Annotated in this window: 14 protein-coding genes and 1 pseudogene; 6 read left to right on the top strand and 9 right to left on the bottom strand. The window is 66.2% G+C overall.

The annotated features are described in order from the left end of the window. Window positions 1-250: 250 nt before the first annotated feature. On the bottom strand, window positions 251-496 hold the full coding sequence (locus LRA87_RS15045; protein ID WP_230632658.1) for a hypothetical protein: 246 nt from the start codon (window positions 494-496) through the stop codon (window positions 251-253). Between the two features lie 90 nt (window positions 497-586). After that, window positions 587-1,555 carry a cysteine synthase A gene (locus tag LRA87_RS15040; protein WP_230632657.1) on the bottom strand — a complete coding sequence of 323 codons (969 nt, stop codon included), beginning with the start codon at window positions 1,553-1,555 and terminating at the stop codon, window positions 587-589. A gap of 105 nt (window positions 1,556-1,660) precedes the next feature. Between LRA87_RS15040 and LRA87_RS15035 the strand changes: the two genes are divergently transcribed. From LRA87_RS15035 to aat, 5 genes are all read left to right on the top strand, one after another. Further along, window positions 1,661-2,971, top strand: coding sequence for a Y-family DNA polymerase (locus tag LRA87_RS15035; RefSeq protein ID WP_230632655.1), 1,311 nt, complete (start codon window positions 1,661-1,663; stop codon window positions 2,969-2,971). An 81-nt stretch (window positions 2,972-3,052) separates the two neighbouring features. Beyond that, on the top strand, window positions 3,053-3,439 hold the full coding sequence (locus LRA87_RS15030; RefSeq protein WP_230632653.1) for a hypothetical protein: 387 nt from the start codon (window positions 3,053-3,055) through the stop codon (window positions 3,437-3,439). 109 nt (window positions 3,440-3,548) lie between these two features. Beyond that, window positions 3,549-4,259, top strand: coding sequence for a ParA family protein (locus tag LRA87_RS15025; protein ID WP_230632651.1), 711 nt, complete (start codon window positions 3,549-3,551; stop codon window positions 4,257-4,259). A gap of 106 nt (window positions 4,260-4,365) precedes the next feature. Continuing rightward, window positions 4,366-4,926 (top strand): hypothetical protein, encoded by a 561-nt coding sequence (locus LRA87_RS15020; protein ID WP_230632649.1) that lies wholly within the window; start codon window positions 4,366-4,368, stop codon window positions 4,924-4,926. A 45-nt stretch (window positions 4,927-4,971) separates the two neighbouring features. Then, window positions 4,972-5,700, top strand: coding sequence for a leucyl/phenylalanyl-tRNA--protein transferase (gene aat / locus LRA87_RS15015; RefSeq protein WP_230632647.1), 729 nt, complete (start codon window positions 4,972-4,974; stop codon window positions 5,698-5,700). 35 nt (window positions 5,701-5,735) lie between these two features. On the opposite strand, the pseudogene LRA87_RS15010 reads toward aat, so the two are convergent. The 7 genes and pseudogenes from LRA87_RS15010 to LRA87_RS14980 all read right to left on the bottom strand — a co-directional run. Beyond that, window positions 5,736-5,969 (bottom strand): annotated as a pseudogene (locus tag LRA87_RS15010) (DUF2155 domain-containing protein); the annotation flags it as partial. 212 nt (window positions 5,970-6,181) lie between these two features. Next, a complete protein-coding gene (locus LRA87_RS15005; protein ID WP_230632645.1) occupies window positions 6,182-6,577 on the bottom strand; it encodes an NADH:ubiquinone oxidoreductase subunit NDUFA12 in 396 nt (131 codons plus the stop codon). 48 nt (window positions 6,578-6,625) lie between these two features. Then, window positions 6,626-7,141, bottom strand: a complete 516-nt coding sequence (locus LRA87_RS15000; protein ID WP_230632643.1) for a hypothetical protein — start codon at window positions 7,139-7,141, stop codon at window positions 6,626-6,628. Between the two features lie 24 nt (window positions 7,142-7,165). Further along, window positions 7,166-7,924 carry a Crp/Fnr family transcriptional regulator gene (locus LRA87_RS14995; RefSeq protein WP_230632641.1) on the bottom strand — a complete coding sequence of 253 codons (759 nt, stop codon included), beginning with the start codon at window positions 7,922-7,924 and terminating at the stop codon, window positions 7,166-7,168. 232 nt (window positions 7,925-8,156) lie between these two features. Next, the gene (locus LRA87_RS14990) at window positions 8,157-8,636 is read right to left on the bottom strand and encodes a DUF192 domain-containing protein (protein WP_230781629.1); all 480 of its coding nucleotides are present in this window, start codon (window positions 8,634-8,636) and stop codon (window positions 8,157-8,159) included. 19 nt (window positions 8,637-8,655) lie between these two features. Next, entirely contained in the window at window positions 8,656-9,270 is a 615-nt protein-coding gene (locus LRA87_RS14985; RefSeq protein ID WP_230632639.1) for a cold-shock protein, read from the bottom strand. A gap of 64 nt (window positions 9,271-9,334) precedes the next feature. Continuing rightward, on the bottom strand, window positions 9,335-9,877 hold the full coding sequence (locus tag LRA87_RS14980; RefSeq protein ID WP_230632637.1) for a regulatory protein RecX: 543 nt from the start codon (window positions 9,875-9,877) through the stop codon (window positions 9,335-9,337). Window positions 9,878-9,975: 98 nt separating this feature from the next. Here LRA87_RS14980 and LRA87_RS14975 point away from each other — a divergent pair, with 98 nt between their 5' ends. Beyond that, window positions 9,976-11,745 (top strand): fatty acyl-AMP ligase, encoded by a 1,770-nt coding sequence (locus LRA87_RS14975; protein ID WP_230632635.1) that lies wholly within the window; start codon window positions 9,976-9,978, stop codon window positions 11,743-11,745. Window positions 11,746-11,764 lie beyond the last annotated feature (19 nt).

Below are 11,764 nucleotides of genomic sequence, written 5' to 3'. Positions count from 1 at the left end.
CGACGCCTTGCGAAAACGCAAATCGGTGATGCCTGCCCCGTTGTTGACCGTTGGTATCAACAGGCCACCGGGGAAGCAACGGGATTTTTGGGGATGAGCGGGGAAATCACACCCGATGTCAGGCTATCCGGTGTTGATGTGACCCCGTTCCGACGACAATACGCGGCGGTTGCCCGATTGCTGCAGGCGCAAGGCCGGGACCGACGGCATTCCTGTCCCCGGATTTCCCCGAACTACGGCGATAATGATATCAGCGGGCGGCCTGGCTGTTGGCCGTCGGCGGTGCGACGCCGAGTTCGGCCAGCGGCTCGCCCGATCCGTCGATGGCGGCAGCGCCGGCGTTGGTCATCGCCATGTTCGCGACCACGTCCGCCTGCGCCGATCCGGCGGTCGCGATCGGCCGCTCTCGCGTGGCGGAACCCAGGATTGCGCTGGCGACGACGATCAGCAGCACCACGGCGACGAGGCCGATGATCCCGACCTTGATCCGTTGCATCGTCTGGTGCGTGTCTCTAGCGGCTCTCATCTTGCCGTGTCGCTGTACCGCTTCGTCATCCGTTTGTCGAATGGCGGACAAACGGGCGACTCACCCCAGTCCCTTGGCTGCACGCCATTCCGGATCGTGGAGCGTCGACAGATAGCGGAAGCCGGTATCGCACAGGATCGTGGCGATCCTCTTTCCGGGTCCCAGATGCTCCGCCAGCCGCACCGCGCCGGCGACGTTGATGCCCGACGACAGGCCCAGACACAGCCCTTCCTCGTCGAGCAGTCGCCGCACCCAGCGATAGCCCTCCTGATCGGAAATGCGGAACTGCGTATCGATCGGGGCGCCTTCCAGATTGGCGGTGATCCGCCCCTGTCCGATCCCTTCGGCCACCGACGTTCCCTCCGACCGCAATTCGCCGTTGGCGTAAAATTCGTACAGCGCCGCGCCATGCGGATCGCTGAGCGCGATGCACACGCTTTCATCCTTCGCCTTCAGCCCGAGCCCGACACCGGCGATCGTCCCGCCGGTGCCGGCCGCGCAGGTAAACCCGTCGATCCGGCCGTCCATCTGCTGCCAGATCTCCTCCGCGGTGCCGACGATATGCGCACGCCGGTTGGCGACGTTGTCGAACTGATTGGCCCAGATCGCATTGTCGCGCTCCTCGGCAATCCGGCGGCTGGTATGCACGAAGTGACAGGGGCTGGCGTAGGGCGCTGCGGGCACCAGCACCAGTTCGGCCCCGAGCGCCCGCAGCGTATCCATCTTTTCCCGGCTTTGCGTCTCGGGCATGACGATAATCGTCCTGTAGCCCTTGGCGTTGGCGACGAGCGCCAGCCCGATGCCGGTGTTGCCTGCCGTCCCCTCGACGATCGTACCGCCGGGGTGCAGCACGCCGCGCGCTTCGGCATCCTCGACGATCGACAGCGCCGCGCGATCCTTCACCGAAGCCCCCGGGTTGGCGAATTCGCATTTGCCGAAGATGTCGCAGCCGGTCGCCTCGCTTGGTCCACGCAGACGGACGAGGGGCGTGTTGCCGATCAGGGCCAATGTGTCGGGGGTCGTATGCATCACTGCTAGATGGCGTGTGGCAACGCGAGCGGCAAGCGAAGCTGATCTTGGGGTGTATGAAGTCCCCACTCCCGGCTGCACCTGTGTTCTGCTAATGTTCCGATCATGCCGTCCGCGACTCGCCAGCCCCTGGACCTCCCGCCACGGCCGCTGCGCTGGCTATTCCTCGACCTCAATTCCTACTTCGCCAGCGTCGAACAACAGCTTCAGCCGGCGCTTCGCGGCAGGCCGGTCATCGTCGCGCCGGTGGGCAGCGATACCACCGTCGCCATCGCCGCCTCGATCGAGGCGAAGCGTTTCGGCATCTCCACCGGCACGCCGGTGTGGGAAGCAAAGCAGCGGTGCCGCGAACTGATCGTCACACCGGCGCGTCACGAGAAATACGTCGAATTCCACGAACGGATCGTCGCCGAGGTATGGCGCCACATTCCCGTGACTCGCGTCTGCTCGATCGACGAGATGGCCTGTCGCCTGCTCGACAACGAGAACGATCGCGCCTCGGCCGAGGCGCTCGCGCGGCGGATCAAGGCAGGTATTCGCGCCCGTGTCGGCGATCGGCTGACCTGTTCGGTCGGCATCGCACCCAACCGCCTGCTGGCGAAACTGGCGTCCGACCTGCAGAAGCCGGACGGCCTCGTCACCTTCGAGGCGGGCGATCTGCCGCAGGCGCTCTATCCACTGGCATTGCGCGAGATTGCGGGGATCGGCGCGAAGATGGAAGGACGGCTGGCGCGCGACGGCGTCAACGATATCAGGCAGCTTTGCGAGCGCCGTCCGCGCGATGCCGGCACCGCATGGGGCGGCACCAACGGTGATCGGCTCTGGTATCTGCTGCACGGCGTCGATCTGCCGGAAAAGGCGACGATGTCGCGGACGATCGGTCACAGCCACGTATTGTCGCCCGGCCGACGCGGCGCCGATCCGGCCCGCCTCACCGCGCGACGACTGGCGTTGAAGGCCGCGAGCCGACTGCGTCGCAAGGCCTGCCGCGCCCGCCTGCTGGTTCTCCATGTGAAGTTCGAAGATGATAAATCCGCCTGGCGCACCTCGTGCAAGCTGCCGGCGACGCAGGACAGTTTCGTCGTGCTCGAACGGCTGGAGACGTTGCTTCCGCGTTTGCGCGACGCGTGCCGCGGACGGCCCGGTGGCGGACAGCTGCGGATGATCGGAGTGACGCTGTGCGAGATCGAACCCGCGGTCGGGGAGCAGGGGTCGCTGTTCGCCGCACTCGATCCCGACGATCCGCTGGCCCGTGAAACACGTGGACTGTCGCTGTCGCGGGCGATGGACCGGATCAACCAGCGTTTCGGGCGGCATGCCGTCAGTGTCGGACCGATGAACGGCGGTCGACTGGACCGGATCGGCACCAAGATCGCCTTCGGACGAATCCCCGACCTCGACGAATTCCACGAATGACCGCAATTTGAGACAGGGTCTCACATATATCAGCCATCCAGCTTGACGCTCCGTGCTGCATGCGCAAAGCGTCGTGGCGCTATGAAGAGCCCCCTCCTCCTCTCCGCCACTGCCGCGCTGCTTGCGCTGGCTGCCTGCAACTCCAAGCCGGCCGAGCCCGATGTGCTCGATTCCAATCCTGATCCGATGGCGACCGAACTCGCCAATCGCGCACCGGTCGAACTGCCGCCGTCGATCAAGGCGGAGAAGACGTTCCGCTGCAAGGACAACAGCCTGTTGTACGTGACGCTGTTCAACGGCGACAAGCTGGCCTTCGTGAAGACGACGCCGACCGGCACGATCAACCGCCTGACCGCCGAAACCGCCGGCGATCCGCTGACGGCCGAGGGTGGCTGGTCGCTGACCGGCACGCCGTCGAGCATCACGGTGACGCAACCGGGCAAGCCGTCGCAGACCTGCAAGTCGTAAGCGTTTCGGCATAACACGAAACCGGGCCGGCGGATGTATCCGCCGGCCCTTTGCTTATCGGGCGCGGTAGCGGATTGCTGGGACGGGTCCGTCCCGGTACCATCCCGCCATGGCTACGATCGCGATCTACAGTTCGAAGGGCGGCGTCGGCAAGACCACGCTGGCGATCAACCTCGCCTGGTGCTCTGCAGTCCGGTCGAACCGCAGGACGGTGCTGTGGGACCTCGATCCGCAGGCGGCGAGCACGTGGATGCTCGATCGCACGCCGGGCGGTGATCAGGCACGCGCCGTGTTCACACGTGACAGCAAGGTCGCCGCGCATGTCCGGCCGACGGATATCCCCGGGCTCGATCTGATGCCTGCCGACGCCTCGCTCCGCACGCTCGACATCCTGTTGCACGACATCGGCAAGCGGCGGCGCCTCGACCGCCTCATCGAACGGCTGGGCGACTACGATCACGTGCTCCTCGATTGCCCGCCTGGCCTGACCGAGACCAGCGAACAGGTGATCCGTGCCGCCGATCTGATCGTTCTGCCGGTCATCCCGTCGCCGTTTGCCCAGCGTGCGCATGACGAGGTCGTGCGTCACGTCGGCGGCAAGGTGCCGGTCCTGCCCGTTCACACGATGGTCGATCGCCGCCGCCGGCTGCATGCGGATGCCGTCGCGGCGCAGCCCGACTGGCCCACGATCCCGATGGCCAGCGCGGTCGAAGCGATGGCCGAGCATCGCGCGCCGCTGGGCAGCTACGCGCCCCGATCGGCGGCGGCGGTCGCGTTCGGCAACTTGTGGACGACGATCGAACGCCGCCTGTCCGTGTGATGCCGTGCCGGTCTGCACCGGTCCTGCACGATCCTTCCTCCAAAGGCATGTTTCCCGACCTGTGCCCCCGACGCTATGATCCAGCCATCGTTCAGGGAGCTTTTCGATGGCACAAGCCTATGCACAGGAAACATCGCGCCGGGGTCAGCGCTTGCGGATCGCCGTCTGGGCGGGCGCGGCGGCGATCCTGACGCTGCCACTGGTGGCGATGCAATTCACCCGCGAAGTGCGATGGACCGCCGCCGACTTCGCATTCGCCGCCGTCTTGCTGTTCGGCTCCCTTGGCGCCTTCGAATTGTTGACGCGGCGGATGCAGGTGCCCGCCTTCCGCGTGGCCACCGCCCTGCTGCTGCTGGGCACGTTCCTGCTCATCTGGATCAACGCCGCGGTGGGGATCATCGGTGAAGAGGGCAATCCGGCCAACCTCATGTTCGCCGGTGTACTCGGCCTCGGCGCAGTTGGCGCGGTATATAGCCGCTTCCGTCCGACCGGCATGGCCCGCACCGCCGGAGCGATGGCGGCCGCCCAGATCGGCGTCGCGCTGATCGCATTCTCCGGCTTCGCAGGTTCGGTAGCGGGAAGCGAACAGCCGGTGCTGGGACTGACCGCCGTCTTTACGCTGCTCTGGCTCGCGGCGGCGGCGCTGTTCGCCCGGGCCGTGCGCTGACGGCACCTTGCCATCGGCCACTGGACGCGCCACCTGTCCGGTTCGATGGAGATGCTCGATCCGCAACTCGTGCTCGGTGCCTATGCGATCGGCGTGTTCCCGATGGCAGACGATCGCGACGCCGACAGCGTCTATTGGGTTGAACCGCGCACGCGGGCGATCCTGCCGCTCGATGGCTTCCACCTGTCGAAATCCCTGCGCAAGAGGATTTCGCAAAACCGTTTTCGGGTAACCGCCGACACCGCGTTTCACCGGATCATACAGCTGTGCGCCGAGAGTGCCGAGGATCGTCCGGAGACCTGGATCAACACCGGCATCGAGCGGTCGTTCATGGCATTGCACCACCTCGGCTTCGCCCATTCGATCGAATGCTGGGACGGCGACGAGCTGGTCGGCGGCCTCTACGGACTGGCACTGGGGCGCGCGTTCTTCGGCGAATCGATGGTTAGCCGCCGCACCGACGCGTCGAAGGTCGCGCTGGCGTGGCTCGTCGCCCGGCTGCGGGCCGGCGGGTTCGCGTTGCTCGACTGCCAGTTCCAGACATCTCATCTCGCCTCGCTTGGCGCGGTGGAGATCAGCCGGACGGATTATTGCGCGTTGCTGGCCGCCGCGCTCGACGAGACCGCCGGCTCCGCCGCTTCCGTCGGCGCATCGCCGCCGGCCGGAGATTTCTTCGCGCTCGAACGCCGGGCCGGTTCGCCGCTCGCCAGCGAGGTCGTATCCGGCCCCGTCGCCGGCCACGACATCGTGCAGCTCTTGGTCCAGACGTCGTAGACCGGGTGCTGCACGACGTTCAGGCCCGGCCGTTCCTTGAACAGCCAGCCCGAGAATGCCCGTCGCCAGTGTCGGTCGCTGCCGCGGACATCCAGTTGCACGAAGCTGCCGGTCAGCTGGTCCTGCTCCCACGGTGCCGTCCGTTCGCAGGCACGCAAGCGTATGATGGCGTCGCCGACGCGCACCGCCTGACCGGGCTTCAGCGTGACGTCGCGGCTGACACCGTTACGCTTGTTGAGCAACCCGACGATGGCGACCCGTTGCGCCATCGGCGTTCCTCCGGTCGGCAGGGCGACATCGCTCGCGGCGACGGTCTCGATCGTCTGCGCGTCACCGGCCGCGTCCGGCAGCAATTCCTGCGATGCGACCACCGGGCCGCTGCCACTCGATCGGTGCAGCGCGCGATAGCCGAACACCCCGGCGATCGCCAATGCCACCAGCAGGATGCCGGCGGCGAGCCAGCGTCCGACGCGTGGCGATCTCACCCTTCGGGCGTCCACGCCTCGTAATCGCCGGTCGCGGCGGCGCGTTTGCCGCCCTTTTCCAGCGAACCCGAGGGGCGATAGGCGAGCGGCGTGCCGGTCATGTTCGGCACCGCCGGCTTCTGCCACGCGCGGACGGGCGGCATCGCGCGATCGGGTACGTCGTCGATGTGATGATGCAGCCAGCTGAACCATTCGGGCGGCACGCGGCTGGCGTCGTTCGCGCCCTCGTAGATCACCCAGCGGCGTACGCGGCCGCTGCCGTCCTTGCCACCTTCGTAATAGACGTTGCCGAGCGTGTCGGTCCCCATCTGCGCCATGCCACGCAGGCCATAGAGCATCGTGCCCCATGACGCGCCGTTCCACCAGGTGAAGGGATTGAGGTTGATGCCCATGATGCCCCTGCGCTTACCCGCGTCTCGTCCGCCCTTCAACCGGGATCGTCATCGGCTGCACAGCTGTGCACAGGCGGTCGCGACGGCATCGTGCATCGTCGGCTTGTTGAGCAGGGGCAGCTGACGGTAGCAGGCCGGAATGTCGTGCCGATCATAGCCGGTCACCAGCAGGAGCGGGATCGCGCGCTTTGCCAGAAGAGCGATAAGCGGGAACGACGCCTGCCCACGCAAATCGATGTCGATGACGGCATAGTCGATCTCGTTTCCGCACACCGCCGCCGTGGCTTCGTCGAGCGTCGCGATCGGCCCGACGACCCGGGCGCCGAGATCACGAAGCCGGATGCTGATATCGTCCGCGATCAGATATTCGTCCTCGACGACCAGAACGCGTTTGCCATGAAGATCAGTGTGGTTTCCTGAAGTCATCTGATCGGTGCCTCGTTCGCAGACGCCACGATACGCAGCAACGTCGGGTTGGGCGGCTACATTCCACCAGTACCGCAGGGATCCGTGCGACACCCTGTAACGACCTATGCAGGGCCGCGGTAAATTGGCTATACCCATGTTATCGAAAGAGAATTTAGGTGATCAAGCGGCCGGAAACTCCGGAGCAGCCTGATCGTCGAAGAGCATGAAGGTCGGCACGAAGTCGGCAAGGTCGGTAAGCCGGTCCCAGTCGTGGATCTCAACGACGTGCCGGTGCATCGACAGAATGCCCTCCGCTCGCAGGGTCTGCAGCGTCCGGCTGACGTGAGCGGACGTTATCCCCATCGCATCGCCGATCTGTTCCTGACTGACGGGCAGCCGGTATCGATGTCGGGTGCCGAGGTTCGCCCGCTCCATCCGCATGGCCATCTCACACAGAAGATGGGCGACGCGGGCGCGCGAATCCTTGCGTCCGACGTTGGCCACCCATTTGGCGAGGATTGATGCGTCGACCGTCGTGTCTCGCCAGAATGCCATTACGAGGTTCGGGTATCTGGCGGCGATCACGCGGAGATCGGCATGGGCGATCTGCAGCACGACCGCCGTGCTGAGCGCCGTAATGCCCCAGCCCGTGACGGGGGCCACGACGGAATGCAGATCGCACATGTCGCCGGCGATGTGGAATGCCGTGATCTGCCGCCTGCCGTCCGCCATCTGGTCGAACCGGCCGACCAGCCCCTCTGCGACGAGCGATACGAAATGGACGTCGCGGCCGGGAAGGATCAGATCGCGGCGCGCGGGGACCTGCTTCTCCTGACCGTTAAGACCGAGGATCGCGGCCTGTTCCTCGTCGCTCAATCGCGAACGCAGCAGCAGACGTTCAAGGAATCCAGACAAGGCCGCGTGGTTCGGGGTCGTCATGACGTGTTCCGGTTGCAGGCAAGAGCACGTCACATCTCTCAGTCGCCGCGGCCCAGGACACTGATCGACGATGGCCGATCCTAGCGCAGGTTATCCGCACCCGTAACAAACCTATGTTTTCGTACGACATATTCGGTCCCGAACCTCGCGACCGGAGGCGTTGAACGGTCCCGAGATCAGCCACACGCCCGCCGGCATGCGGCCGATTGCGACGCCCGCCGCGGGAGACGCCTCATTTCGCCCAGCTGACCTTGTCGCCTTCTGCGATACCCAGGTCCGCGGCACGGCCGCCAACGATCTCCAGCACGGCGGCGACCGGTTCGCGCGAGGTCACCGGCGCTTCGGAGAACGGTACGGTATTTTCCGCGATCGTCGCGATCGTACCGTCGGCGCGGATGAACAGGATGTCGAGCGGGGTCGGCGTGTTCTTCATCCAGAAGCTCGCCTCGCGCGGGGCGCCGCCGTCCGCCGGATAGGGGTGGAACAGCATGCCGCCATCGGGCTTGAGGTCGGTGCGGTACATCAGGCCCTGCGCCTGCTGCGCGGCGGTGACGGCGCGCTCCACCATGAAGACGTGCCGCCCACGACTGCCGGTAACGGTCACTGCCGTAGTCCCCTGAGCGGCGCCCGCCACGTCCGCCGCCGCATCGGGTCGGCCGGAACAGCCACCGATCGCCAGCAGCAGAACGGCCGCCGCCGCAATCCCTTTCATCGACACCGCCGCCACGCCTTCATTCCTCTTCGACGCTTACCGCCAGCGGTCCCTTGCGCCCTGCCACGATCCGGACCCGCATCCGCTGTTCGGGTTCGATCGCCATGATCCCCGCGCGGCGCAACGTCTCCATGTGAACGAAAACATCGCAGCCATCGCTGTCACGCACCAGAAAGCCGTAGCCTTTCAACCGATTGAACCATTTGACCATGGCCCCTTCGAATGCACCGGCGTCATCGATCAACGCGACCGGATCGACCCTGTCGACCGCACGCGGCGGCCGCGGTGGCTCCTCGACCGCCTGGCTCAGGTCGATCGCCAGCACCTCACGCGCCTGATAGCCGCGCCCGCGCTGGATCGACAGCGTCTCGACCCGCGCACCTTCGGGCAGGCTGCGCCGGCCATGGGGCTGGAGAACCGAAAAGTGGATCAGGACGTCGCCCAATGCCGCATCGTCGGCGACCGCAAAGCCGAAACCGCGGGTGACATCAAACCATTTGATCACGCCCGCGACGCGGATGGCGCCATCGTCCTCGATTGCAGCGGTTTTCGTGGAGGCGGGCGCATCGACGCGATCGCCGGGCATCACCCCGTCGTCGTGCTCGTCGCCCTTACGTTGCGGCTCGCTACGCATCACTGCACCCCTGTTGACGCTACGCTAGCACGGTTCATCGCTGCTGCAATTGCGAAAGACCTGATCAGCGCAATTCTTCCAGCTCGTCTTCACTGCGCGCAAAGACGATGCGACGCGCCAGCTCGAAACCATGCCCGGCGCGCATCATCGCGGCGAGTTGCTTGTCGCGGACCTTTCGATCCTCCGTCGGCGGCCCGAACGGACCGATCCGCTTGCGCCGTGCAAAGATCAGCGCGGCATCACCCGCCCGTTCCTCGATCGCAGGCGCGAGATCCTGCGCATCGGCCTCGGCGATATGCGCCTGCCGCAGCGCGACCGAAACCCGCCGTGCGCCGAGGCCACGACGACCCAGCGCGGCGGCCTTGCTTTCGGCATACAGGCGATCGTCGACATAGCCCAGATCGGCCATCCGCTGCGCCAGTCCGCGCGGATCGGCGGCTGGCCCGTCCCAGCCACGCTCGCGCACCTTGCGGGACAGGTATTCGGCCAGTTTGCCGCGTGTCGTGGCGAAGCGTTCGACGTAACGCAGCGCCAGCCGTTCCAACGCGGCGGCATCGAGCGGGGGTATGGCACGGCGTTCGCGGGGGGCGTCGGGCTTCACGGCCATGTTGTTGCCACACTGGGGACGGATTGAGAACGATGATCGCGCGTTATAGCGTGAGGATTACGACAGCCGCGGGTCGCGGCGAGTGAACAGGATTTTCGATGACCCAGCAGTCTGCGCCTTCGCCGACGCCTCCCATGGCCGCTACGCCGACGCTCGACGGCCTGCCGCGTCGCTATGCGGACTTCGCCACGCTGGGCGAGGCGCTGGACTATGCCGCGCAGGGGCAGCGTGGCCTCAACTTCCACGACGCACGCGGAACGCTGGCCCGTGCCTATACCTTCGCCGAGCTGCGCGACGATGCGATCGCGATGGCGCACCGGCTGATCGCGGCGGGCGTAGGGCCGGAGGATCGCATCGCGCTGGTCGCCGAAACGGGTCCGGAATTCGCCGCCCTGTTCTTCGGCACCGTCTATGCCGGTGCATGGCCGGTGCCGCTGCCCCTGCCGACGTCGTTCGGCGGACGCGATTCGTATATCGAGCAATTGCGCGTCCAGCTCGCCAGTTGCGACCCAAGGATGCTGATCTTCCCGCCCGAGCTGGCGGCGATGGCGGCGGAAGCGGCGAAGCTCGCCGGGACCGAGGGGATCGACTGGTCCGAGTTCCAGACGCGCGAGGCGACGGCGGTGGCACTGCCGCAGGCGGACGGACAGGCGATCGCCTATCTGCAATATTCCAGCGGCTCGACCCGCTTCCCGCACGGCGTCGCGATCACACATCATGCGCTGCTCAACAACCTCGCCGCGCACAGCCACGGCATGGAGATCGACGGCACCGATCGCTGCATTTCGTGGCTGCCCTGGTATCACGACATGGGTCTGGTCGGCTGTTTCCTGTCGCCGGTCGCCAATCAGGTGTCGACGGATTATCTGAAGACCGAGGATTTCGCCCGGCGCCCGCTGGCGTGGCTGGACCTGATCAGCCGGCACGACGGCACCGCGCTCAGCTATTCGCCGACATTCGGATACGACATTTGCGCGCGCCGCATGTCGTCGCAGACCAAGGCGAGCGACCGGTTCGACCTGTCGCGCTGGCGCGTCGCGGGCAATGGCGCCGACATGATCCGTCCCGACGTGATGCAGGCTTTCGTCGACGCCTTCGCCGATGCCGGGTTCAAGGCCAGCGCGTTCCTGCCGAGCTATGGCCTGGCCGAGGCGACGCTCGCGGTATCGTTGATGCCGCCCGGCGAAGGCATCCGGGTGGAGCTGGTCGAAGAGACGCAGCTGTCGGGCGGCGGCGAATCGCTCGCGGCCAACGACGGCCCGCGCCCGCAGCGCTTCCGCGCCATCGTCAATTGCGGCAAGCCGGTGCGCGACATGGCCGTCGAGATTCGCGAAGAGGACGGCACCCCCCTGCCCGACGGCGCGATCGGCAAGCTCTGGTGCAAGGGGCCGAGCGTAATGGTCGGTTATTTCCGCGATGACGCCGCGACCGAAGCGTGCATGAGCGATGGCTGGCTGGACACCGGCGATATGGCCTACATGTCGAACGGCTACATCTACATCGTCGGCCGCGCCAAGGACATGATCATCGTCAACGGCAAGAACCATTGGCCGCAGGACATCGAATGGGCGGTCGAGCAATTGCCGGGCTTCAAGGCCGGCGATATCGCCGCCTTCGCGATCACCACGCCGGGCGGCGAGGAGACGCCGGCGGTGCTGGTCCAGTGTCGCAGCAGCGACGATGCCGAACGCCAGCGCCTGCGCGAGGAAATCCGCGAGCGTGTCCGTTCGGTGACGGGCATGAACTGCGTGATCGAGCTGATCCCGCCGCGTACGCTGCCGCGGACCAGCTCGGGCAAGCTGAGCCGGGCGAAGGCGCGCAACCTGTATCTGAATGGCGATATCAAACCCTATGCGATCGCTGCCTGACCGGTTCGTCCCGGTGGCG

The organism is Sphingomonas sp. Leaf37 (assembly GCF_920939475.1).
Taxonomy (GTDB): domain Bacteria; phylum Pseudomonadota; class Alphaproteobacteria; order Sphingomonadales; family Sphingomonadaceae; genus Sphingomonas.
This window is presented reverse-complemented; position numbering and strand designations above follow the sequence as displayed.